Source organism: Bacillus cereus group sp. BfR-BA-01331, from assembly GCF_022663915.1.
In the GTDB taxonomy this organism is placed as follows: domain Bacteria; phylum Bacillota; class Bacilli; order Bacillales; family Bacillaceae_G; genus Bacillus_A; species Bacillus_A mycoides.
Map to the genome: position 1 here is coordinate 341312 of NZ_JAKUGJ010000005.1, position 23881 is coordinate 365192.

The following is a 23881-nucleotide window of genomic DNA, read 5'->3' on the forward strand; positions in this document are numbered from 1 at the left end:
AATCATCATTGGGAAATGTAGTAGTGAAATTAGAAAATGTCCGAAAAAAAATCGGTAGAACAGAAATTATTCGGGGCTTATCATTTGAGGTTCAAGAAGGAGAAGTATACGGGTTCCTTGGACCGAACGGTAGCGGTAAGACGACGACAATTCGTATGATGACAGGTCTTATTTCTATGACAGAAGGCGATATTACAATTTGTGGTCATAGTATTCGCACAGAGCGTGAAAAGGCGCTAGAGCAAATTGGAGCGATTGTAGAAAATCCCGAGCTATATGATTATATGACTGGAATGCAAAATTTAAAGCATTTTGCGAACATGGCGATTACCCCAATTAGTAAAGAGCGCATCGCTGAAATTGTAAAGCTTGTTGAATTAGAGCATGCGATTCATAAAAAGGTGAAAACATACTCACTTGGTATGAAACAACGTTTAGGAATTGCACAGGCATTACTTCATCAGCCGAAAATCTTAATTTTAGATGAGCCGACAAATGGATTAGATCCAGCTGGTATTCGTCAAATTCGTGATTATTTACAACGTTTAGCGAAAGAAGAGAATATTGCCGTAATCGTATCAAGTCACTTATTAAGTGAAATTGAACTAATGTGTGATCGCGTCGTTATTATAAAGCAAGGTGAGTTTGTACAAGAGTACAACTTACATGAACAAGCGAAGCATGATGAGAAAGTAGTTGTAGCGTTTGAAGTAGATCAAGTACAGAAAGCAAATGAAATCATTAAAGGTAAGGCGCAAGGAAATGTAATTGCAGTATCTGTAACGAAAGAAGAAATTCCACAACTTGTAAAGAAACTTGTGAATGACGATGTGCTTGTATACGGAGTTACCGTTCAAAATAAAACGTTAGAGGATGAGTTCTTAGCAATTACAGGGGGAGTGAAAGCGTAATGTTTAAATTAATTCAAAATGAATTTTTAAAGTTGCATGCGAAAAAAGGTATGTATATTTTAATTGGTGTTATTGCAGTATTGGAGATTTTGGGAGTTTTAGCGATGATGAAGTGGGGCGACGGAAGTGAATTTAAAGGATCATATTTAGATTTTGCAAGTTCAGAGATTGGTTTAATTACTTTATTTGCAACAATTTTTGGAATCACGATTGCTTCACGTATGATTACTGATGAGTTCCAAAAAGGTACAATTAAGCAGTTATTAATCCGTCCAAGAAAAAGAATTACCGTTTTATTCTCTAAATATATTACAGTGTTACTTACTATAGTATTTATCATATTTGCTAGCACGTTAATTGCAATGATTATTGGCGGAATTGTAAAGGATGGTAGTAAAACAGAATTAACGTTAGGAATCGTAATGAAATCTACTTTATATCAAGTACTTTCACCGTTCTTCTTTGCGACGCTTGCATTTTTCTTAGCAAACGTATTTAGAAAGTCTGTATTACCATTGATTATTACGATGTTCCTCTTCTTTTTACAAGGACCAATTAATATGGTACTGATGATGTTTGCAAAAGGTGTAGCGAAATTTGTGGTATTTTTCCATTTGAATTTAAGTGCTTACGATAGTAATAAATTAGTAAGTGGCGGAGCAGAACCACCATTTACAGAATTTACGTTTACAACCTCATTATTACTTGTAGTTGCATACTTTGCTGTATTACTTGTAGCATCAAGTGTATTATTCCAAAAACGTGACGTATTATAATAAAAGAAATCCCCGCTTGTAAAAACGGGGATTTTTATTACATAACGTTCCCCTAGATTTCAACTGGAAGAACAGTAATACGGTGTTTTAAATAAAACGTACTATATATTTTAAGAGATATGTTGTTTGAAAATATTTGAGAAAAAAAGGAAGATTTTCAACTATATTCATATTATAATTTAGTTATTCGGCCATTTGTGGAGAAGGGCTACCCATAAAACACTGAATAAATTTTCACTTTACATCATCTCTGGAGGTGTTCAATATGCAACATGCATTTTCACGTATAAGGCTACGTAGTTTTTTTGGATGGATGATTATAGGGATGTTCCTGACGATGATTCCATTAAGTTTATCAGGTGCTTCTGACAATACGATAGAGTTCCTGTCACAAATATCAATATTTTTTGCATTTCCACTATTGTGGCTATATTTAAAAACAAGTAAAAATAATGTTGTTTTTAAAAGCTTTTTTGATAAGCCTGGACGTTTACATTGGGGGTTAATTGTATTAGCAACGATCATGGGAATGATTTTTGCAGTCGGTATATCCCAAATTCAATTTTATATTTTAGCACATACTTTACCTAATTTCTTAGTTACCATGTTAGAAGATGGAAATGTGATTAATACGAGTAACATATACATGACGATATTTACTTTCATTTCAGCATGTGTATTAGCCCCAATAATGGAAGAGGTTATTTTTAGAGGTTTTTTCTTGCAGCGAATGGCTTACAAATGGGGGATTAAACGAGCGGTTATTATATCCTCTCTTATTTTTGGACTAGGACATTTTGATGTTATCGGTGCTTTCATGTTCGGTGTTATTATGTGCCTTCTATACATAAAGACAAAAAATATATGGACGAATATTGCTGTGCATGCTCTAAATAATTTGATTGCAACGAGTATGCAATTTGTAGGTGTAGATGGAAGTGACGCAATCTCGATTACTGAATTACAAGCACAAAGTAATTTATGGATCGGCATTGGTCTTGTGATTATCGGTTTATTATGGTTAATTCCTTTTACTTGGAACCAATGGCGTACAGTAAAAGAAGTTGGTGTGCCACCGATTCGTTTCATAAATGAAGAAAAAGTAGTGAATACATCAGAAAAAAATGAAATATATAGCCAAGTGATAGTAACAGATAGATTGATGGCTGTAGAACTACCTGATGAAGCTGTAAATAAGCTTCGGTTAGAAGAAAATGATTATGTAACAGTTTCTGTAGAAGAAGATAAAATTGTTATAAAGAAAGCGCATAATAGATAATTAAAAAGTAGCTCCTAAAGAGCTACTTTTTAATTTGTAATAATCTCTACACGAAAATTATTACCGTTCTTTACATATTTAATATCTGTAACGATCCGAACGGTTTTTAGAAGTTCAACTTTTTCACCAATTCGAGGGATGGTCGGAACATTGTCCCAAATACCAAGCAAGTTATCTAATTGTGCCGTTTTTTCATAAAACCAGATTTTCAATGTAAAGCCCCTTTCTCGAACTTTATGTATTTTAATACATGATATATCATTTTTATTCTTAATGTAAGGGGTTTTTACTCTTTTTGTGAATAAAGATGAATTAATCTTCTGGGAATATATGTTCAATGTCCGGAGTAAGAGCTACTTCTGATAATACGATATGAGAAACTGTCGTTGCATATGAAGAAACATCATTGATAAATTCTTCAAGTTCAACGAGTGAAGGAACAGAGATTTTTACAATGTAGCACAAGCTTCCTGTTACTCGGTAACAAAAACTTGCAGATGGATAAGACTGAATAAACTGTTGCATACGTGTTGTATCACCATTTTTTAAAGTGATTTCTAAAATACAATCTAAAACAAGTCCTGCTTTTTTATAATTGATATCGATTGTGTATTTTTGAATAATCCCTTCACTTTCAAGTTTACGTACACGTTCTGTAGTAGACGGAGCTGATAAGTTTACTCGTTTTGCTAATTCACGCATCGAAAGGCGGCTATCATTATATAATTCATTTAAAATTTTTCGATCAACACGGTCTAATTGCATTTGTAAATATACCTCCAGTAAAATGATAATTTTTGTAAAGAAAAATTTAAAATTAAGATTCATATGAAATGTAAAGTGAACTTTATTTATTTTACAATAAAAAAGAAGGAAATAGGAGGGGAAATGATGGAGAGAATTACATTATCAAATGTAGGAGATACAAAGTTTCAAAAATTATTAGGTCATAATCCAGATATATTAAATTCGTGGAGTACGTTAGAGAATACACTGTATAGTACAGGTGCCCTTTCCGTAGAGTTAAAGGAGCAAGTAAGAAGAACATTAGCGTTTGGGAATGAATGTCCGTACTGTATGGCGAAGGGAAAGCCGGATGATATACAAAAAATAGAAGAAATTAGCGTAGCCGTTACTTTTGCACATGCATTTGTTCATGACCAAAAGGCGATAGATGATAATATGTTTCATATATTAAAACAATATTGGACTGAAAAAGAAATTGTAGAGCTTTGTGCCTATATTTGTTTTATTACTGCTTCGCAGCAACTTGGTTTTCTGTTTCAATTACAGCCCAATTAATTAGGAGGATATTATGCTTAATCAAGCAGCACTTATAATCATTGATGTACAGGAAGCATTTAACTTACCATACTGGGGCGTGAGGAATAACCTTTTGGCGGAAGAAAATATGAAAAGTTTGTTAGAAGAATGGAGAAAAAGAAAACTACCAGTTTTTCATATTCAACATGTAAATAAAGAAAATGTTCAATCGATGTTTTATCAACATGCGGAAACGGTAAACTTTAAAGAAGAAGTGCAACCAATGCCAGATGAAATAATTATCCAGAAATCCGTTAATAGCGCGTTCATTGGGACAAATTTGGAAGAACAATTAAGAGAACAAAAATGTAATACGGTAGTGATTGTAGGATTAACAACAAATCATTGTGTGGAGACTACAACACGGATGGCAGGTAATTTAGGGTTTACAACGTATTTAGTGAACGATGCGACGGCTACATTCAATCGTAAAGGTCTGGACGGGACAGAGTATAGTGCAGAGGACATTCACAATATGACACTTGTAAACTTACATGATGAATTTGCTAAAATCGTTACGACTGAAGGTGTTTTAAAATTATTTTAAGAAAATAATTGTGGAATTATGTAGAAAAAAATAAGAATATTTCGTATAATCTAAGTATAATCATTTTGAAAATAGGGGTGGCATCATATGGAGCAAATTTCAGTAAAGAAAATAGAAAAAGTACTCGTTTTAGCAGGAGAGGATAAACAAAAGCAAAAGGAATTTTATGAATTGCTCTTATCAACGGAGTTTTATGTTGCTGGTTCACTTGAAGCAGAAGACGGGGCAACGGAAGGAACACTTCGTTTGCGTCATTTCCAAGGAGAGGGTAGATGGATCGTTCCGTTCTTTACACAATTGAAATTTATAAAAGATGTGTTGCCAGAAGGTACGCCCCTTATTACGATACGTGGAAAAGAATTATTTGGTGGCATTGAGAAGGATGCAACAGCTGTATTAAATGTTGGTACTGATATAAGTAAAACATTTATTCCAGAAGAGATTTCAGATATCTCATCTGGACGGATTTTTAATTATTATAAGTAAAAGGAAAAGCTTAATTGCTTTTCCTTTTTAATTTGAACATGGAGTGGCTATACCAGAAGAAATAGAAACAGTTTTGTTAGTTGTATTTATTGTTGCTGTAGCTCCGAGGGGAATACCGATATTTGGACTTATATGTCCAATCGGTAAGCCGAATAATACAGGTATATTATATGGCGTGAAATATTCATATAATATTGTTTGCAATGACTGAGATGGCTTAGAAGGGTTGCAGTCGTGACAACTTGTAAAAATAACGCCACTGCATTCATTAAACTGTCCAGATAAAAGTAGTTGATTTAACATCCGGTCAATGCGGTACGGTTCTTCACCAATATCTTCAAGTAATAAAAGTTTATTTGACGTATTTATCTCATAGGGCGAGCCAATTATACTTGTTAACACAGTTAAATTCCCTCCAACTAATGTGCCTGTAACTGTACATGGAGAGGTAGGTACGATACATTCTGATGCATATAAGATAGATGAATACGGATGGAATAGTTGATTGAAAGAAGATAAAGAGAGAGAATCTATACCTTTTCCTAATTCTTCAATCATTGGACCATGAAAAGTAACCAGCTCCGCATAACGTAAAAAGGAAGTATGTAAAGCCGTAATATCGCTATATCCCCAAAAAATCTTTGGATTCCGTTGAATGATTTCATATTGAATGTAAGGGAGGAGACGAGCGCTGCCGTAACCACCTCGTGCACAAAAGACTGCTTTGACCTCAGTATTTGTAAATGCTTCATGTATATCATCAAGACGAACTTGATCACTTCCAGCTAAATATCCATATTTTTCATAAACACTCTTTCCAATTATTACGGATAATCCCATCTCTTGTAATACGTTCACACCTTTTAATATATTCTCAAGTGTTGGTGGGCCAGACGGTGCAATAACCATTACTGTATCACCTTTTTGCAACGCATTTGGATAAATCATTGTTCTCAGCCTCCTTCTCTTTCAATATATTCGCTTGAGCGAAAGTTCAATCCTTGTAAAAGAAGGGGAAAGCATGTCATATAAAGAAGGTATAGGGAAAGTAGGAGGGAAAATGATGTTTACAAGTCGAGTAATAGATATATTACAAATTAAGTATCCGATCATTCAAGCAGGTATGGCAGGAGCGATTACAACGTCAGAACTTGTTGCAGCTGTGAGTAATAGCGGAGGATTAGGTACGCTTGGAGCAGGCTATATGAGCCCAGAACAAATCCGTGAAGCGATTTATAAAATAAGGGAACTAACAAATAAGCCTTTCGGTGTTAATTTACTTTTAACGAAAGAGATACAGATAGAAGAAGAGAAGGTAAACGAGGCGAAAGTATTACTTAGTGGAGTGAATAGAGAATTAGGTATAGAGGAAGAAAAGACTTTAAAACTTCCAAAAAGCTATAAAGAACAATTACAAGTATTATTAGAGGAAAAGGTACCAGTCGTTAGTTTTGCATTTCAAACGTTAGAAAAAGAAGAAATAGATGATTTGAAAAAGGAAGGGATAAAAGTTATCGGAACAGCTACCCATGTAGCGGAAGCGAAAGCACTTGCTAAGTTAGGGGTAGATATTATTGTCGGGCAAGGTAGCGAGGCAGGAGGACATAGAGGAACGTTTATTGGGAAAGAACAAGATGCGATGATTGGTACATTTGCATTAATCCCGCAATTAGTAGCAGAAGTACCTCATATCCCGATTGTTGCAGCAGGTGGTGTAATGAATGGGCAAGGGCTTGTTGCGGCATTTGCGTTAGGGGCAGAAGCTGTTCAAATGGGATCAGCCTTTTTAACGAGTGAAGAAAGTATTACGCATGACGTGTATAAAGAGGCGATTTTACATAGTACAGATACGAGTACAACGGTAACCCGTGCGTTTTCCGGGAAATATGCACGGGGTATTCGTAATGAATTTATAGAGAAACATGAAGGAAGAGAAGCGAATTTACCGATGTATCCAGTGCAAAACGTATTAACTTCAAAAATACGTCAAGAAGCAGCGAAGCAAAATAAGGAAGAGTATATGTCGCTTTGGGCGGGACAAGCATCATCATTAGCACGAACGGAATCAGCTCAGCACGTAGTGAAACGTGTCATGAAAGAAGCAGAGAACGTAATTGAACAATTACAAGATGTATATAAAAAAAGACCACTTGAATAATTCAAGCGGTCTTTTCGTTAGTTTGCTTTATAAAATTGTTGGATAGCTTCGTCGATGTAAACCCAGCCTTTCCAACCTAAGTGCATATGATCTTTTAAGAAGTACTTATCATATTCATGATTTGAGAAATCAGCAATTGGATAGCCAGCTTGCTTAATTTGCTCACGAACTTTATTGTAGTATAATTCGCGTTTTTCTTTCGGGAAGCCAGCGTAATCATACCAAGGACCTTTTACAGGAACAGAAATGAAGAGCGGTTTTGCGCCAGATTGTTTTAATAAATCAAGTACAATTTGTAAATCTTCATATTCTGGTGATTGGTCATAAGCATCATTTTTTAAGTAACCTTCACGTTGTTTTAATTTCTTCTTAATTTTGCTATTGAAGTAATCATCTTCGATACCATATTCGTTAGAGCTTGATTCTACTGCACCTGTTTGATCAGCATGCTTACGAGCTTCTTCCCAGTTCATTTGTTTCAATGATGGATCAAGCTGTTCTTTATGCGGCTTAATATTAAACATAACTGTAAATAAATCTTTACGATCTAGAATGTTACGATAAATATAAGCGAAAGGTTTAGCAGCAAGTGCTTTTACTTTATACTTTGTATCATCGTAGGCGATACCTTCAAGCGAAATTTTTAATAAAGTTTCTTTTTTAACAATCTCAAAGTTTAATAAGCGTTTTGCAATTTGTTTTTTCATTTCAGGTTTTAAATCATCGTTGAAAATGAAGTGGTAACCTTGTTGTTTTGAAAAGTTAGGTGCAAAGTGTGTCTCATCAATACCTTGTGGTACAAACCATTGCGGAGAAAGAACGAATATCATTTTCTTATCTTTCAATTGATCCATTGTAGATGCGAAGTTTAATACATGTACAAGGTCTTGTGTTCCACCGCGCCCAAGTAGGAATGGTGTGAATCCTTCAGGCTTTACTTTGAAATAATTCGATGGATGGAAAGCATCCATACGTGCGAATTCCGATGAACCGTACATCGGAAGATATTTCGGGTCTGCTAACATCTTTTGCTGTAAAATCATACTTTGAATCTTTTCTTCTTTTAAAGAAGTCGCAGCTTGTTCTACTTTCTCATCACTTAAAAGTGGAAGTAGGAAGCGCGTTGGAATAAGTAAGAATACAGCAAAAAGGGCCAATGCTAAAAGCATCGGACCAAATTTTACTTTGTTCATCGGATTTCTTCCAACTTTTTAATAACCATATTTGGTGTAGCCCACTCATCGCGGTCAAAATCAGAAATAGAAACTTCAATCTCTAAACGCTCTTGGAATTCTACTAATAAAGATACTACAGCGAAAGAATCAAGAATACCTTCTTCAAATAATTGAACATCTAAGTTTTCTTTCACAATATCGTTTTCACATACTTCTTCTAAAATATCTAATACTTGCTCTTTGAATTCTGCCATTTTTAAAATCTCCTTTATATCCGAAATATATTATATGTGCAACTTCTTAATAGTATAAGAAGGGTGCATTAAAAGTATCTGTTAAGGTGTCCAGAGAAGATCAGGAAACCGAAACATACAACGTGGAACGTAATTACAATCGCAAGGACGTGTGTAAATTTATTGTTTGGCCAAAACTTATGCTTCTTGTTTTTTCGTTCGAAAATATCGAATAAGATAAACAAGGCAGCGTGATAAAGACCATAAATAATGTATTGATACACATGCTCACCAGTAATATGCCATATTCCCATGATGAAAAAGTTTAAAAATGCACCGATATACGAAATTGTGTAACGGTTTTTAATTAACTTTTTCTTCGTTGCAAAAAAGACGAAACGCATGTAAATAAAGTCACGGAACCAGAATGATAAGGTCATGTGCCAGCGATTCCAAAAGTCTTTAATGTTACGACTAATGAATGGTTTATTAAAGTTTTCTGGAATTTTAATTCCCATCATATAACTTACACCAATTACAAATGAGCTATAACCAGCGAAGTCAAAGAATAAATATAAGCTATAGCTATACATGTAAATCATATTTGATAGGATTGTATCTTGCTGAGCGAATGCCGGATCCATAAAATATTGCTTTATTAAGTAAGCAATAATAAATTTATACAAGAAACCTTGGAAAATACGGTTTAGCCCTGTATATAGTAAATTTTGATATTCTTCTGCACTAGGTGGCTTTTGAATATCTTTTTGGAATCTGCGGTAACGATCGATAGGTCCCGTTGAGATAGCCGGGAAGAATAAAATGAATTCCCAAAAATTAAAGAAGGAAAGTTCTTTAATTAAATTATCACGAACTTCAAATACCATTTGTACTGCTCTAAATGTTACATAGGACATTCCTAAAAATACAACAAACTTTAGCTCAGGTACAAACGGTGCAATTTTTGCTAAAACAAGCGGTAAAATCGATAAAATAACAGCTATACAAAACGTGAATGTACTATTATTTTGTTTTCTTAAAATTAAATAGCCTTTAATAAGGGCATATTGCCAAATAATAAATGCGGCTAACATGATTGCTTGCTTCGGTTTATCAGAGAAGATAATAACGAGCATTACTAATGTTAAAACGGCATTATATTTACGCAACATTTTACCTTTTAATCCAGCTATGATAGTAGGTATTAATAAAATGCCTACTATAGCGAAAAAATAAAATGATCCATATGCGGTCATGCTGTAACCTCACTCAATAATTTTTTGCGATCTACCTTTCCATTTGGTGTCATTGGAATAGAAGATTGATACATGAATTTACGTGGAATCATGTAATTTGGTAATCGCTCATTGAGTTCTTTTTTGATTGCAGATGTTAATTTGAATTCTTTTTCAAACGAATGCTCTCCAGGAACAACAACCGCTAATAAGTAATCATATTTTTCACCTTTTTTAATTGGAACAACAACTGCACCTTCTACGTAAGAACACGCGCGAAGATGATGTTCGATTTCTTCTAATTCCATTCGATAACCATGAAGCTTAATTTGGAAATCAAGACGACCATTATAGAATAGAAGACCATTTTCTACATAGCCAGCATCACCTGTTTTATAGGCGCGCTCACCATCAATCATGGTAAATACTTTTTCTGTTAATTCAGGGCTTCCTAAATAGCCAACGCTTACGCTTGGACCGACAATTACGATTTCACCTTTTTCACCGTCAGGTGCAATTGTACCATCTTCTTTCATAATAAGAAGGCGACAGTCTGATTTACAGTAGCCAACTGGAAGTGATTTGTATTGATTAAGCACTTCTTCTGTAACGTGAATGCCTGTTACAGCAACAGTAGCTTCTGTTGGACCGTACGTATTCATAATTGCTGCTTTCGGGAAACGCTCAATTAATTTTCTAGCTACTTCATTTGGTAACACTTCACCGCAGAATAAGAATGTTTTCATGTTTGGTAGCATACTTTCAGAGAAAGAGGCTTCCATTAAACACATTTCTGCGAAAGATGGTGTCGAAGTCCATACTTGTATATCCGATTGCTCTAAAGAAGCAAACAAGTCTTTTGGACGTGCAATCATATCTTTATCGATTGCACAAAGTGTACCACCTGTTACTAATGATGGGTAAATATCCATTACAGATAAATCGAATGAGAAAGGTGCTTGGTTTAAGAATACTTGCCCTGTTTGTAAGTTGAAATCTTCAACAGCCCACTTCGTAAAGCTAACAAGACAGTTATAAGTAATCTGAACCCCTTTCGGATTACCTGTACTTCCTGATGTGTAAATAATGTAGAAGTTCTCATCACCTTTTACCGCATGTTCAGGATTTGGAGTATTCCCTTTATGAGTAAAGAAAATATCTTTTAAGTTATCTTCACTTGTAATGCGAACTGGTAAGTCCGTTACCGTTACTTCTGCCCCTGATAACAGTAATTTCGCACCAGAACTTTCAGCAATACGTTGTACACGATCAGCTGGAATAGATAAATCTACAGGAATGTAAGCATGTCCAGCTTTTACACAACCTAAAAAGTTAATAATCATTTCAGGTTGCATATGGCCATAAACCATAATAGGTGAACGATCATCTGGATACTCAGAAGAAATCCAATGTGCTAACGCATCAGAATCTTCCTTTAATTGTTTGTACGTAATTTTCGCATCTCGCCAAACAAAAGCGGTTTGATCAGGCGTTTCTACAGCCCACTTTTCAATTTGTTCTAATAACTTCATAACGTTCCCACCCTAGAATTCATTGTAAATAAATGTACTTGTGTTTGTATCATGGAATCCATACAACCAAAGTAATGCAAATAAAATTGCAAGGTAATAAACCGTCTTTGCAACCCATTGTGTGAGTGGTTGAGACCATATCTCTTTTAATCTTTCCATGTCTTTCCCTCGCTTAATGAAATAATAGCTCTTTGTAGGTATCATGTCCTACATGATTGTGAAAAAAACAAAATCCCACATTTTAGGTAAAAATAAGTCAAAAGGCTCTTTTCTGATATTAGCACTAAATACTAAAAAAGAAAATCCCTAACTTAGCAATTATATTACATTCAGCATGAATTTGTAATGGGTTTGACATGTAAATAGGAAGTGGATTGTATGAATGTATAAAAGTGGATTGTGAGAAGGCGGGAAAATATAATATTTGTTTTGTTATTCCTGAATTGGAGTGGGTTAATAATCACTGGGTACTTAGTACATTTTCAAGGTATAGAGCCTTTTAAAAGGAGGTAATTATTATGAAAAGAGAGTGGAGGAGTTTTATTTCAGAGGAAAATATCATTAAATGGAGACGGCATTTCCATAAGTATCCGGAATTATCGTTTCATGAAAAAGAAACTTCGCAATTTATATATGAAACATTATGCTCATTTTCTTCTTTTGAAGTAACGAGACCAACGGAGTACAGTGTGCTAGCAATTAAAAGAGGAAGGCAACAAGGGAAAGTAGTTGCGATTCGAGCTGATATAGATGCTTTACCAATCCAAGAGGAGACAAGGAAACCTTATACGTCTGTGCATAAAGGAATAATGCATGCATGCGGGCATGATGCTCACGCAGCTATTTTATTAAGTACAGCAGAGACGATAGCAAATATGAAGGAAGATTTTGCAGGCGAAATCCGTCTGTTCTTTCAGCACGCAGAGGAAGTGTATCCCGGTGGTGGACAAGAAATGGTGGAGGCCGGTGTTATGGACGGCGTCGATTATGTAGTAGGTTTGCACGTTATGTCTGGATTAGAAAGTGGAAAGATAGGAATTGTATATGGCCCTATGATGGCAGCACCAGACGTATTTACAATTGAAATTTTAGGAAAGGGTGGTCACGCGGCACGACCAGAAGAAACGATAGATCCTATTGCTATCGGAGCACAAATTATTACAAATTTACAACATATCGTATCAAGAAATACAAGTGCTTTTATGCATAGAGTAGTGTCAGTTACACAATTTCATGGGGGGATGGCCGATAATATCATTCCTAGTGCAGCAGCTTTAATGGGAACTGTTCGATCTTTTAATCAAACATTAAGAGAGGAAGCAAAAGAGAAAATTGAGCAAATTGTAAAAGGAATTACAGAAGCACATGGGGGAGATTATACATATACGTATCGTTACGGATATGATCCAGTTGTTAATAATGAGTACATTACGAAAATAGTAGAAAAAAGTGCGATAAAATTGTTCGGAAATCAGCGTATTGTGCATCTTGAACCTTCTATGGGAGGGGAAGATTTTTCAGCGTATTTAAGAAAAGCACCTGGTTGTTTCATTAAATTAGGAACAGGGAATAAAAACATTGATACTTGTTATCCACATCATCATCCGAAATTTGATGTGGATGAATCGGCTTTAATTAATGGAGTGGAACTATTTTTAGAGACAACTATAAGACTACTAGAAATTGATAAGGCATAAAAAAAGGCAACTGCACTCTATTGCAGTTGCTTTTATTTCTTCCGTCAGAGAGGGCTGAGAAAGAACTATGCTCATTTATAGTATATGAATAGCTAACGGACAAGCTTGTACATTTTAACTATTTTTTAAAAAATAGTTATTGACTTTGATAATCAATTTCAATTAATCTAATGGTATAATTGAAATTGATAATTATTATCAATAAAATAGATGAGGAACCTTAATGAGAAAAACATTTCACCTTTTACGAAGGGAATTAAAAAATAAAGATGTTGATAAGCATATTGAATGGCAACGAAATATAATTCGTTCTGAATATGTAGGTGAGAAGAGTACACTTCAAACAGAAAAAGAGATACAAGGTAAAAGGAGAGGTTCAGTTGAGTAAGTTAGTAATGATTTTTGCAAGTATGAGTGGAAATACAGAGGAAATGGCTGACCATATTGCGGGTGCGATTCGTGAAACAGAAAATGAGATTGAAGTAATTGATATTATGGATACACCAGAAGCTTCTATATTAGAGCAATATGACGGGATTATTTTAGGTGCTTATACTTGGGGAGATGGTGATCTTCCTGATGATTTTTTAGATTTTTATGATGCAATGGATTCTATTAACTTAACTGGTAAAAAAGCAGCTGCATTCGGTTCTTGTGATTCGGCTTATCCGAAATACGGGGTAGCGGTTGATATTTTAATAGAAAAGCTGCAGGAGCGCGGGGCAGCAGTTGTGTTAGAAGGATTGAAAGTAGAATTAACGCCAGAAGATGAAGATGTAGAAAAATGTTTACAGTTTGGAGCTGAATTCGTAAAACACCTTTCTTAATGGCAGAAGGGAGATGAAGAGCAATTGCATGAGAAAATCTCAATCAAAACGATGACAGATTACCATTTGTATGATTTTATGCGTTGTCCGCATAAATTTTATTTCCGTCATATAAAAAGAAGAGAACCTTCTTCATTTGAATGGCAACAAATAGCGCAAATGATTGTGAATCAAATTATTAATGAATATTACACGCTACCTGCGGGCCAACAAACGAAAATTGTACTTTTAATATTAATAGAAAAGTATTGGAAAAAAGTAAGAATTAATATGTTTGCTTCAAAGGCGGAGTACTATATTGTTTTAGCGAAGCTAACTGATCACTTATTACAGTTTGTTGAAAGGGATGATAGTCAGGCACCGCCGTTATTTTTATATGAGAAGTTTCAAACATATATGGAAGAGTTAGGTGTCCACATGTCATTGACATTTGAAGTTGGTGAGTGGAGTGCTGAATCGTTTGTAATTAAAAAGTATGTTATCGATGCGGATGAGGAAATGCTTGCTCTTTGTCAGAAGCTAATGACAGTATTCAGTTATAAAGCTTTCGGTATTCTTCCAGGGAAAATTGAAGTTATTAATTTAATAGAAGGAACTAAGTATGAGTACATTCCAAAGCAGGAAGATATTATAACTGGAATGGATGATTTATTTAGAATGAAAGAAATGTTGCAGCAACCTGAGCACTATACAGAGCGTCATTTTCGTTCTGAGTGTATGAGTTGTGCGTTTCGTAGTGAATGCCAAAGGGAAGAAGTAAAGAAAGAAGCGAAGCAGAAGAAAAATATAGTACATTAAAGGATGCAATTTTGCATCCTTTTTATTATTGACATGAAAAGCTTTTCATCATTTACGGTATATAAGTAGCAGATTTTAATAAGAGGAGGAATAATCAATGAAAGATGAAACGGCAGTATTTCAATGGTTAAAAGAACAGAATGCTCCTTTTGGAATTCAACTGCAAATTTTACAGGCGTTTCAATTGTATAAAGTTATTGTTGAAATTGATAAAAAGTTAATGATGTATGAGGAGAGAGAGTATAGGGAGAGAATTTAATCTCGTCCCTGTAGTATTGCTTTAAGCTGTTCTTCATTCTTCTTTAATATTATTTCGTTGTTTGTTTCAATGTTATAAATAAGGTTATGTAGTAAAGGGCTGTATTGATAAAAGGTAGTGATGCGGTGAATGAGTAATGGATCGCGGTGAGAAATAAGTGCACTGTATTGTTCATATACAGATGTAGTAAACTCACGACCGAAATCATAATATAGCCCAGCAAAATCAAAAGCGGGATCGCCAATTTGAGCATCTCCAAAATCGATAACACCTGAAATGTTTTTGTGCAGGTTGTTAAATAAAATGTGATGATGTGTAAAGTCAGCATGAATGATTGCATTTTGAAAGGTAGATTTAGTTATACAGGTAAAGAAATTTTCGAATAAACGATTTAAGGCTGATTTCTGTAATGAAGTAAGACTGTTAGTAAAATATTGATTTAATTTTGTTTGTAGTTCTTTCCAGTAGGTAAGTGTTTTTTCGATAGGGAACCCTAGCGTTTCAGTACGTTTTAAAGGAATACTATGTAAAGTCGCAAGGAAAGTGGCTAATTGTGTAATAATTACTTCAAGTTCTTTTTTCTCTAGCTTTGCAACTAGTTCACTTGTTAACGGTTCACCATGAATGAGAGGATAATAGCTGCAAAATGGAACAGTATTACAATCATTCTTATACAATAAATGATACTTAGGAATCTCGATTTCTTGTAATGAATGAGAAAGAATTGTGCACAGTTCTTTTTCTAACGGAATTCGGTTTGCATATTCAAGTTTTCGTGGGAAACGAAATAGTAGTTCATCATTTATAATAACAGTTATATTATCCCACCCTTCTTCATTTTGCATATATGAATGTATAGAAAGATCTGGTAGAGCTTCTTTTATATATTGTTTGTAAGAGTCCATAATTGTTCCTCGTTTCTAAGTTAAAGGTAGGTTATTCCACTTTATGATATCAGAATTTTCTTTCTGTATGTTAAAATATAACTATCATTATGGATGAGGGTGGGGTGCATTACGAAAAAAAGAATATTAATCATTTCTCTATGTATCGCTTTTGGATTGTTTTGGCCATATAAAGAGGAGGTTTTTGCTACCTTTAAACCGATAGATCGCTACGAGTTAAATAAGGAATTAAAGAACAAAAGTATAGAAACTTTAACTCATAAAGAAAAGAAAAATGTAGGAGAACACTTTGTGACAGCGCAACTAGCAGTGTTTGAGTTTAATAATAAAGAAGATGTGAAACGAAAAGGTGAAGAAATATTTGTAAATAGAGGGTATGAACAGCTAATAGAAAATTATTACCCAAACCGTTTTCGGAATTTAGAGTATAAATTTACAAACGAAGAGATACGTGAAGAGACAGATGAGAGTTTTCGCTATCATGCTGTAGCGTACGTTACTGGTATTGAAAATGGCAAGAGAAGTGAAATGAAATTAAATTATGACATGAAAATTGTAAAGGTTAATAGTATATTTATGGTGTTAGATCAAAAGCAGTATGTACAATAAAAAATCCCTCAAGGAGAAGAGGGATTTTAAAGATTTTCATTTTGTTGCCCAAGTTCTTTTTGAGCAATGTATAAGTTTCCTTGCTCAACTTGTTTCAGTGTATGAACAGAATCTCCTGCATATCCTTTTTCTGTTTTAACAGTTCTTTTTGAACGATTTGAATCTTGTTTCTTCATATAATAGACCACCCTTCTTTAAAAATAGACGAAAATGATGAGCACGAGTAATACAGCTGCGAAAATGGTAATGCCCATTAAAAAAGAAGTGTTTTTATATTTAGGTGGCTTATGTACATCTTGCCGATATCCAGGTGAAATTTCAGGGGCGAATTCTTCATCGAATGATTGTTTCTTTTGTTTTTCGTCCATATGTATCCACCTTTCTTTTTCATTATGTTACACGTTACAAGAAAAAATATGCATGAAGAAAACAGCCGCTATATCATTAGCGGCTGCTTTGCGTTGTATATTTTCTTTGTACTTGAAAGAGACGGATAAGCAGGAAGATTGCTCCAAATGCTAGACCGATAATAAGACCGATCCAATAACCTTTTGCTGCCCAGTCAGTATAAGTTGCTAACATGTAGCCAAGAGGTAGACCTATTACCCAATAAGCTATTAATGTCATAATTAAGGCAACATTTACGTCTTTATAACCACGAAGTGCTCCTTGTACTGGAGTTGCAATCGCATCTGAAATTTGAAATAAAATCGCGAATATAAGAAATTCTTTAGCTAAATGATGGACATTTGCATTTGTCGTATAAATAGAAGCAATTTCATCATCAAAGAAATAAAGAAGGATTGAATATAAAAGAGCGAAAGCAAGGGCTAACCCAATTCCGATAAATCCATATTGTTTCGCATTATTGTATCGTTTTGCTCCAACTTCAAATCCAACGGCTATCGTCATTGCCATTGCTAAACTTAAAGGAGTCATATATAACAAGGAAGCAAAGTTCATAGCTGCTTGATGTGCTGCTATTGTTGTCGTACTAAAATTACTCATCATAAGTGTTACCGCAGCGAAAATACTCGTCTCAAAAAAGATAGCAAATCCGATAGGGACGCCAAGTTTCAGGAATTCCTTCCAAATTGTAAAGGAAGGACGGTATAACTGTTTAAAGATATTGAAAGAAGCGAAAGGCTCTTTCGTACGAATAATAATAACCGTAATAATTAAAATACACCAATATGTTGCTGCAGAAGCGATTGCCGCACCAACACCACCGAGTTTTGGAAAGCCAAAGTGACCAAAAATTAATAAGTAATTTAATACTACATTAATTGGTAATGATAGTAATGTAATAATCATCGTTGTTCGAGTTTTTCCTAATGCATCAATAAATCCACGTAAGACGGTGTAAGTAAATAAAGGGATAATTCCAATCGCGATAATAATTAAAAATTGTGCTGCAATACGTTCCACGGGTTCTTCTAATTGCATGCCATTTAAAATAGGTGAAACAGCGAAGAATCCGATAAGGATAACAACGAAACTAGCACAAATTGCTAAATATACTGCTTGTATGACAATGTGGGGAACGTCCTCCTTTTTCTTTGATCCAACGAGCTGTGCAACAATAGGAGTAGTAGCCATTAAAATTCCTGTTAAGCCGGTACTAACGGGAAGCCATATACTTGTTCCGATAGCAACACCCGCTAAATCAATAGGACTCGCATGTCCTGACATTGTCGTATCAAAAAAGCTCATCGCAAATAATGACATTTGCGTTACAAAAATCGGGAAAAAGAGTAATAAAAATTGCTTTAACTTTTGTGAGAATGAAGTAGTTTCTTTCATAAAATCCCCTTTCAACGTAAAAAACAAACTCTTATTATCATACAATTTAATCAAAAAATAGAAAAGAAATAAGCGTATACAACAAATGAAATCAATAAAAAAAGGATGCACTTTGAAAAGGGATAAGGTATTATGATAAGGTGTGAAAAAATTACATATTCGTTATTAAGGAGGCACTACTTGTGGCTGATTGGTTAATTGGATTAATCATGGGTGCTGTTGAAGGTTTAACAGAGTTTTTACCAGTATCATCAACAGGACATATGATTTTAACAGGACACTTAATTGGATTTGAAGACGATAGAGCGAAAGTTTTCGAAGTTGTTATTCAGTTGGGATCGATTTTAGCAGTTGTTGTTATATTTTGGAAACGTTTATGGTCATTAGTTGGAATAGGGAAAGTAACTGATGGACCATCTTTAAATTTATTACATATTATTATCGGGATGATTCCTGCCGGCATACTCGGCGTACTATTCCATAGCGCAATTAAAGAAGTTTTATTCGGTCCAGGACCGGTTGTTATTAGTTTAGTAGCTGGTGGTATTTTAATGATTGTTGCTGAGAAGTTTTCAAAACCAAGTACAGCAAGAACGTTAGATGAAATCACATATAAGCAAGCATTTACAATCGGAATGTTCCAATGTTTAGCACTTTGGCCAGGATTTTCTCGTTCTGGATCAACAATAAGTGGTGGTTTATTAGCACGTGTTTCGCATACAGCGGCAGCGGAATATACATTTATTCTAGCGGTGCCAATGATGGTAGCTGCAAGTGCCTTAGATTTAATTAAAAGCTGGGATATATTAAGCGTGGCTGATATACCGTTATTTGCAACTGGATTTATTACAGCATTCGTTGTTGCGATGCTTGCAATTGTTTCATTCTTAAAATTATTAGGTCGTGTAAAACTAACACCGTTCGCTTACTACCGTTTCATTTTAGCTGCGGTATTCTATTTCTTCATTATGTAAGTATAAAATATCAGCAATACCCTATAGAATAGACACTTGAAAAAAGTCTACTCTGTAGGGTATTTTTTTATAGAAAGAGAAAAATGAAACTTTTACCTTCAATTACTTGTATTTCACCATGTGAAATATGCCATAATGATTTCATTATAATAATTTTAAGGAAATCGATAGGGTATTTGAGAGGAGCAATTTAGTGAGTTTTGCAATAGAAATAGTAATTCCAGCACCAATTGATGTTGTATTTGATTATGTACACAATGACGAGAAAATACTAGAATGGAGTACCTTTATGGTAGAAAATAGGTATCCTTCAAATATAGATGTTGAAAACCCTCGTGAAGGTGACAAATATATATCTGTGCAAAAGATGGGGAAGAAAATATATGAATTTGAGGCGGAAATTTTAGAGTATGATGAACCGTATATCGTTTCAGTTGGATGTGAGATGAAGCAAGGCTATACAGCTGCAACTTATATGTTAGAAGAGGATGAAGAAGGTACATCGCTTACTTTAATTGTAGAATTTGAACCGAAGAATTTTTTATATAAGATTATGTACAAGTTGACTGGGTGGATGACACGTGGAATATACATGGGTGAAATGGAACGTTTAGCAGCGTGCGTAGATGCTGTATGTTCTCAGAAAAAAGGATTATAATTTAGTAAAATAAAAAACCTGCCGAAATCGGCAGGCTTTTTATTTTACTACTTTCTCAATCATGCTTTCCATTACATGTTCCCAAAGAGAAGTATCATCAGCTAATGTAGCACGGAAATTAGCATACATTTCTTTTTGTTTCTCTTCGAATGTTGGATCTTCTTTTTCAGGTAATGTAGCGCGCATTGAAGTTACTAATTCTTGTATTTTTGGAGCTCGTGGTCCAAAGACGGCTTGTTCATTTCCGTCTTTATCAATGAAAATAAAGATTGGAATCGCACGTGCTGTTCCGTTTGTTAAGTATTGATCCATTAACTCTAAGTTTTCATCGCGAATTAATAAACGCATATCAATATTTGCAACTTCAGAAATTCGTTTCATAACAGGTACACATAAAAGAGCGTCGCCGCACCAGTCAGCTGTTAATACGATAACGCGCCAGCCATCATTTTGACGTTCTTCTAAAACTGGAAGTAATTCATTTGGAATTAAAAAGTTATTGTAAATGTGTAGTAGCTCGTATTGGTTTACTTTCATTTCATTCACATATGTATCAAAGGACATGCCTTTATCAGCCCATTGTAGTAAGTTCATAAGTAACACCTCTTTAGTATGATTTATTTTTATTGTACCAATTTTTATATAGAAAAGCTTGTATTCTTACTCTTTCTTATCACTAAATAATTTATTTAGTGTGTAAAGGAATAGTGCGACACATAATTCAGCTATGTTGGGCATTTGTACACTCTCTATCCAGTCATCGGCGGTATGTATGACAAACCAATCTAACGTAATTTCAATTATAGAGAGCAGAGCAATTGAGAGCCAATTGGGCATACTTGTCATCATTGGATGTAGGAGCACTTTAAAGAAAATGAATATAAAATATGTAATACCGTCTAATAAAAGAATGAGTAAAAAAAAGAGTAGTAGAGCTGTTCTTGATGAATATTCTATACCTGTAATATGAAAGATTCCCACATATACAAAAAATATAAATGCAAAGAATATAATGAGAATAAGAATAACAACACTAATAATAATAGTCTTATCTTTTAGACTGAGATTAGAAAGTTTGTCTTCTTCACTCATTACCCCAACTCCTTTTTCTGGAAAATTAATTTCATTGTACCATGAAATATCTATTAAAAAACTACGAATTATGGGGAAATAAGGTGACAAAAAGTAAGATTTCGTGTAAAATTATTAATAAGGTTTTTATTTAACTAAATTAAATAAAAGGGGCTGTCAAAGTTGTCTCAAAATCGAGAACAATTAATGGAAGAACTATCGACAAATGTTTTTGCAATGTTTCGCACGTTGCGTAATGATATTGGAAAAATATTTGGTGGTTACATACCGTGGAATGAGTTCATTGTCCTTAGAATATTGAACCGTACGAATAAAGAAATGGTCTCACGTGTAGCTAATGAGTTAAATGTGTCGAATAGTCATATTACAGCTGTTACAGAAAAATTAATTAATAAAGGCTTTGTAACTCGTTCACGTTCTACATCAGATCGCCGAGTTGTATATTTAGAGATTACAGAACAAGGGAAAGAGTTAGTTGCGAAAATGGAAGGTGAGAAAAAGAGATATTTACAAGAAAGATTTTCCGCACTTTCAGAAGATGAAATGGATATAATGATATCTATTTCTAAAAAACTTATTTAAATAATTACAAATAAGAAAACGCTTACCTAATTAAAAAGAAGACCTTCCTCATATATGGAAGGTCTTCTTCTGTGTGTAATAGATGATAAAAAATAAAATGTGTATGAAAAAAGATAGAGCGCCATACTACTAATAAAGGAAGGAGGGAGAAATATGACGAATCGTAATGGTAGTCAAGGAAGTGGAAATCAAGGTTCACCAAAATCAGGGCAATTCCAGCAGGAGTTTAGTACTGAATTTGAAACGGGAAATGATAATAAAGGAAAAGAATATCGTTCGAAAAAAGGAAGTAAATCAAAAAAGGAGTGAAATGATTCACTCCTTTTTTGATTTAAGATGCTGCAGATTGATCCGTATTATATTTTTCTTCTGATTTTGCAACAATCATTGCACAAATTGCATCACCGGAAATATTTACAGCAGTTCTAGACATATCTAGAATGCGGTCAATACCGATAATTAAAGCAATGCCTTCTACTGGTAGATTTACTTGATTTAAAACCATCGTAAGCATTACTAGTCCAACACCTGGTACACCTGCAGTACCGATACTAGCTAGTACAGCAGTTAATACGACGACAGCTAATTGAGTCACTGTAAGTTCAACGCCGTATACTTGAGCGATAAACACAGTTGCTACACCTTGCATAATGGCAGTACCATCCATATTAATCGTTGCACCTAGTGGTTGTACAAAAGAACTTATCGCTTTTGGAACGCCAAGTTTTTCTTGGGCTGTTTTCATTGCAAATGGAAGAGATGCATTAGAGCTAGATGTACTAAATCCAATTGCCATTACTGGTCCGAAATGTTTAAAGAAACGGACAATGCTTTCTTTTGCTAATACCTTTAATAAGCCGCCATAGACGAAGACGCCGTGAATAATAAGTACTAGCATAACGACAATCATATACTTGAACATCGCAGCGACGCCTGCAAGACCCATTTTACCAACGGATGAAGCGAGCAATCCAAATGTTCCGATTGGAGCTAATTTCATGACGAGATTAACAAGATACATCATTAATTCGTTGCCCTGTTCAAGTAATGAATGGATACCTTGAACTCGTTTTCCTAAAACAGCTAAACCGAGTCCGATCAATGCGGCAAAGGCAATAATTTGTAGCATGTTCCCATCAGCCATCGCTTTCGCTGGATTATCTGGTACGATATTTAGCAATGTATCGACGAAAGATGTTTCAGTTTTTGCACCTTCATACTTAAGCCCGTCTGTTTTAAAGTTACCGCCAGCTCCTGGTTTTATGATAAGTGCAAATGTAACTGCAATAGAGATAGCGACAGCTGTTGTTACGAGAAAGAATGAAATTGATTTTAAACCAATTCTTCCAAGTTGTTTCGGATCTCCAAGACCAGCAGCCCCAAGTACGATAGAAATGAACACAACAGGAACAACTAGCATTTTAATAAGTCGAATAAACAGTTGACCAAGTGGATTGAACGCATATTGATTCAATGGCTCAAAAATAGATGGAGCAGCTAAATTTAAAGTGAGTCCGACAACTAGACCGAGAAATAATGCAATTAAGATTGCCTTTGTTTGTTTCAATAAAAACCCCCCTTTGTTTTTGTAAAATTGCTTTCTAAATTAATTATACCGAAAAAATACCTATTCTGACAATATTTTCTGAATATTTAGTATAAAACTGTCTGTTTCAATGTATATAGTCCAGTTTTGCTGAAATATGTGGAAAGAATACATTTATGTATTTGGAAAAAAAATAGACCATCACATGATGGCCTAGGGAAGGGGACAATTTATATCAATTTAATTAGGGATGGAAGCTATTCAAAGACACTGGGGAATGTCTTATAAATTAGGGAGGAACAGCTTCGATACATATACTATAAAAGATAGATGTGAACATAGAGTGAAATAGAGAGGGAGTTTTAAGTAAGAAGAAAGAGAGAATAAAAAAATAAGACCATCACATATAGGATGGTCAAAGGAAGGGGACAATTTATGTCAATTTAATTAGGGATGGAAAGCTGTTCAAGACACTG

At 34.5% G+C, this 23881-nt stretch carries 32 protein-coding genes; 17 read left to right on the plus strand and 15 right to left on the minus strand.

The features are described 5' to 3' along the window. Positions 1-8: 8 nt before the first annotated feature. From MR155_RS12590 to MR155_RS12600, 3 genes are all read left to right on the plus strand, one after another. A complete protein-coding gene (locus MR155_RS12590) occupies positions 9-911 on the plus strand; it encodes an ABC transporter ATP-binding protein (RefSeq protein WP_242310014.1) in 903 nt (300 codons plus the stop codon). Then, positions 911-1687 carry an ABC transporter permease gene (locus MR155_RS12595; RefSeq protein ID WP_201055849.1) on the plus strand — a complete coding sequence of 259 codons (777 nt, stop codon included), beginning with the start codon at positions 911-913 and terminating at the stop codon, positions 1685-1687. The genes MR155_RS12590 and MR155_RS12595 overlap by 1 nt, the downstream gene beginning before the upstream one ends. Before the next feature lie 265 nt (positions 1688-1952). After that, positions 1953-2966, plus strand: a complete 1014-nt coding sequence (locus MR155_RS12600; protein WP_242310017.1) for a CPBP family intramembrane glutamic endopeptidase — start codon at positions 1953-1955, stop codon at positions 2964-2966. 29 nt (positions 2967-2995) lie between these two features. Here the strand turns inward: MR155_RS12600 and MR155_RS12605 are convergent, their stop codons facing one another. Together MR155_RS12605 and MR155_RS12610 are read right to left on the minus strand one after the other, a co-directional pair. After that, positions 2996-3178, minus strand: a complete 183-nt coding sequence (locus tag MR155_RS12605; RefSeq protein ID WP_242310020.1) for a DUF3913 family protein — start codon at positions 3176-3178, stop codon at positions 2996-2998. Positions 3179-3278: 100 nt separating this feature from the next. Next, positions 3279-3731, minus strand: coding sequence for an Lrp/AsnC family transcriptional regulator (locus MR155_RS12610; RefSeq protein WP_002011610.1), 453 nt, complete (start codon positions 3729-3731; stop codon positions 3279-3281). A gap of 123 nt (positions 3732-3854) precedes the next feature. On the opposite strand from MR155_RS12610, the gene MR155_RS12615 reads away from it, so the two are divergent. The 3 genes from MR155_RS12615 (at position 3855) to MR155_RS12625 (ending at position 5322) form a co-directional block, all read left to right on the plus strand. Continuing rightward, positions 3855-4268, plus strand: a complete 414-nt coding sequence (locus MR155_RS12615) for a carboxymuconolactone decarboxylase family protein (RefSeq protein WP_170935223.1) — start codon at positions 3855-3857, stop codon at positions 4266-4268. 13 nt (positions 4269-4281) lie between these two features. Further along, positions 4282-4836 (plus strand): cysteine hydrolase family protein, encoded by a 555-nt coding sequence (locus MR155_RS12620; RefSeq protein WP_219301788.1) that lies wholly within the window; start codon positions 4282-4284, stop codon positions 4834-4836. An 87-nt stretch (positions 4837-4923) separates the two neighbouring features. Then, complete coding sequence (locus MR155_RS12625; protein ID WP_242310022.1) at positions 4924-5322, plus strand: SseB family protein; 399 nt, start codon at positions 4924-4926, stop codon at positions 5320-5322. A gap of 27 nt (positions 5323-5349) precedes the next feature. Here the strand turns inward: MR155_RS12625 and MR155_RS12630 are convergent, their stop codons facing one another. After that, positions 5350-6270, minus strand: coding sequence for a S66 peptidase family protein (locus MR155_RS12630; RefSeq protein WP_242310025.1), 921 nt, complete (start codon positions 6268-6270; stop codon positions 5350-5352). Between the two features lie 73 nt (positions 6271-6343). Here MR155_RS12630 and MR155_RS12635 point away from each other — a divergent pair, with 73 nt between their 5' ends. Next, positions 6344-7480: an NAD(P)H-dependent flavin oxidoreductase gene (locus MR155_RS12635; protein WP_242310027.1), complete on the plus strand. Its 1137-nt coding sequence runs from the start codon at positions 6344-6346 to the stop codon at positions 7478-7480. Between the two features lie 17 nt (positions 7481-7497). Here MR155_RS12635 and dltD read toward each other — a convergent pair whose 3' ends face one another. The 5 genes from dltD to MR155_RS12660 form a co-directional block, all read right to left on the minus strand. Continuing rightward, positions 7498-8673, minus strand: coding sequence for a D-alanyl-lipoteichoic acid biosynthesis protein DltD (dltD, locus tag MR155_RS12640; RefSeq protein ID WP_201066543.1), 1176 nt, complete (start codon positions 8671-8673; stop codon positions 7498-7500). Continuing rightward, entirely contained in the window at positions 8670-8909 is a 240-nt protein-coding gene (gene dltC / locus MR155_RS12645; RefSeq protein ID WP_002011622.1) for a D-alanine--poly(phosphoribitol) ligase subunit DltC, read from the minus strand. Before dltC ends, dltD begins: the two co-directional genes overlap by 4 nt. A gap of 68 nt (positions 8910-8977) precedes the next feature. Next, on the minus strand, positions 8978-10144 hold the full coding sequence (dltB, locus tag MR155_RS12650; RefSeq protein ID WP_242310028.1) for a D-alanyl-lipoteichoic acid biosynthesis protein DltB: 1167 nt from the start codon (positions 10142-10144) through the stop codon (positions 8978-8980). Beyond that, the gene (gene dltA / locus MR155_RS12655) at positions 10141-11655 is read right to left on the minus strand and encodes a D-alanine--poly(phosphoribitol) ligase subunit DltA (RefSeq protein ID WP_242310030.1); all 1515 of its coding nucleotides are present in this window, start codon (positions 11653-11655) and stop codon (positions 10141-10143) included. The genes dltB and dltA overlap by 4 nt, the downstream gene beginning before the upstream one ends. A 12-nt stretch (positions 11656-11667) precedes the next feature. Then, the gene (locus tag MR155_RS12660; RefSeq protein WP_002011626.1) at positions 11668-11814 is read right to left on the minus strand and encodes a teichoic acid D-Ala incorporation-associated protein DltX; all 147 of its coding nucleotides are present in this window, start codon (positions 11812-11814) and stop codon (positions 11668-11670) included. A 359-nt stretch (positions 11815-12173) separates the two neighbouring features. Between MR155_RS12660 and MR155_RS12665 the strand changes: the two genes are divergently transcribed. The 5 genes from MR155_RS12665 to MR155_RS12685 all read left to right on the plus strand — a co-directional run bounded on the left by MR155_RS12665 (position 12174) and on the right by MR155_RS12685 (position 15236). Next, a complete protein-coding gene (locus MR155_RS12665) occupies positions 12174-13352 on the plus strand; it encodes an amidohydrolase (protein WP_201066549.1) in 1179 nt (392 codons plus the stop codon). A 223-nt stretch (positions 13353-13575) separates the two neighbouring features. Then, complete coding sequence (locus MR155_RS12670; protein ID WP_181777915.1) at positions 13576-13740, plus strand: hypothetical protein; 165 nt, start codon at positions 13576-13578, stop codon at positions 13738-13740. Continuing rightward, a complete protein-coding gene (locus tag MR155_RS12675) occupies positions 13733-14179 on the plus strand; it encodes a flavodoxin (protein WP_002086759.1) in 447 nt (148 codons plus the stop codon). Before MR155_RS12670 ends, MR155_RS12675 begins: the two co-directional genes overlap by 8 nt. 24 nt (positions 14180-14203) lie before the next feature. Beyond that, positions 14204-14977, plus strand: a complete 774-nt coding sequence (locus tag MR155_RS12680; protein WP_012260605.1) for a hypothetical protein — start codon at positions 14204-14206, stop codon at positions 14975-14977. A gap of 97 nt (positions 14978-15074) precedes the next feature. Continuing rightward, the gene (locus MR155_RS12685; RefSeq protein ID WP_088034946.1) at positions 15075-15236 is read left to right on the plus strand and encodes a hypothetical protein; all 162 of its coding nucleotides are present in this window, start codon (positions 15075-15077) and stop codon (positions 15234-15236) included. Here the strand turns inward: MR155_RS12685 and MR155_RS12690 are convergent. Further along, on the minus strand, positions 15233-16141 hold the full coding sequence (locus MR155_RS12690) for an aminoglycoside phosphotransferase family protein (protein ID WP_002030620.1): 909 nt from the start codon (positions 16139-16141) through the stop codon (positions 15233-15235). The two genes, MR155_RS12685 and MR155_RS12690, sit on opposite strands and share 4 nt — an antisense overlap. A 93-nt stretch (positions 16142-16234) precedes the next feature. Here MR155_RS12690 and MR155_RS12695 point away from each other — a divergent pair, with 93 nt between their 5' ends. Beyond that, positions 16235-16750: a biotin transporter BioY gene (locus MR155_RS12695; RefSeq protein WP_242310032.1), complete on the plus strand. Its 516-nt coding sequence runs from the start codon at positions 16235-16237 to the stop codon at positions 16748-16750. Between the two features lie 26 nt (positions 16751-16776). On the opposite strand, the gene MR155_RS12700 is transcribed toward MR155_RS12695, so the two are convergent. The 3 genes from MR155_RS12700 to MR155_RS12710 all read right to left on the minus strand — a co-directional run bounded on the left by MR155_RS12700 (position 16777) and on the right by MR155_RS12710 (position 18553). Next, a complete protein-coding gene (locus MR155_RS12700; RefSeq protein ID WP_000743737.1) occupies positions 16777-16926 on the minus strand; it encodes a hypothetical protein in 150 nt (49 codons plus the stop codon). Between the two features lie 18 nt (positions 16927-16944). Next, positions 16945-17118 (minus strand): hypothetical protein, encoded by a 174-nt coding sequence (locus MR155_RS12705; RefSeq protein WP_000343684.1) that lies wholly within the window; start codon positions 17116-17118, stop codon positions 16945-16947. Between the two features lie 76 nt (positions 17119-17194). Further along, positions 17195-18553 (minus strand): MATE family efflux transporter, encoded by a 1359-nt coding sequence (locus MR155_RS12710; RefSeq protein WP_002140955.1) that lies wholly within the window; start codon positions 18551-18553, stop codon positions 17195-17197. A 182-nt stretch (positions 18554-18735) separates the two neighbouring features. Between MR155_RS12710 and uppP the strand changes: the two genes are divergently transcribed. Further along, positions 18736-19527, plus strand: coding sequence for a bacitracin resistance undecaprenyl-diphosphatase (gene uppP, locus MR155_RS12715; protein WP_002030627.1), 792 nt, complete (start codon positions 18736-18738; stop codon positions 19525-19527). Between the two features lie 193 nt (positions 19528-19720). Next, positions 19721-20185 carry an SRPBCC family protein gene (locus tag MR155_RS12720; protein ID WP_016101493.1) on the plus strand — a complete coding sequence of 155 codons (465 nt, stop codon included), beginning with the start codon at positions 19721-19723 and terminating at the stop codon, positions 20183-20185. Positions 20186-20224: 39 nt separating this feature from the next. Here the strand turns inward: MR155_RS12720 and MR155_RS12725 are convergent, their stop codons facing one another. Both MR155_RS12725 and MR155_RS12730 read right to left on the minus strand, forming a co-directional pair. After that, complete coding sequence (locus MR155_RS12725) at positions 20225-20812, minus strand: thioredoxin family protein (protein WP_137076219.1); 588 nt, start codon at positions 20810-20812, stop codon at positions 20225-20227. A 33-nt stretch (positions 20813-20845) separates the two neighbouring features. Continuing rightward, entirely contained in the window at positions 20846-21277 is a 432-nt protein-coding gene (locus MR155_RS12730) for a regulatory YrvL family protein (protein WP_002193242.1), read from the minus strand. Between the two features lie 162 nt (positions 21278-21439). Here MR155_RS12730 and MR155_RS12735 point away from each other — a divergent pair, with 162 nt between their 5' ends. Both MR155_RS12735 and MR155_RS12740 read left to right on the plus strand, forming a co-directional pair. After that, positions 21440-21859: a MarR family winged helix-turn-helix transcriptional regulator gene (locus tag MR155_RS12735; RefSeq protein WP_137076218.1), complete on the plus strand. Its 420-nt coding sequence runs from the start codon at positions 21440-21442 to the stop codon at positions 21857-21859. A gap of 153 nt (positions 21860-22012) precedes the next feature. After that, positions 22013-22168, plus strand: a complete 156-nt coding sequence (locus MR155_RS12740; protein WP_002011733.1) for a hypothetical protein — start codon at positions 22013-22015, stop codon at positions 22166-22168. A gap of 22 nt (positions 22169-22190) precedes the next feature. Here MR155_RS12740 and MR155_RS12745 read toward each other — a convergent pair whose 3' ends face one another. Next, positions 22191-23426 carry a dicarboxylate/amino acid:cation symporter gene (locus MR155_RS12745; protein WP_137076217.1) on the minus strand — a complete coding sequence of 412 codons (1236 nt, stop codon included), beginning with the start codon at positions 23424-23426 and terminating at the stop codon, positions 22191-22193. Positions 23427-23881 lie beyond the last annotated feature (455 nt).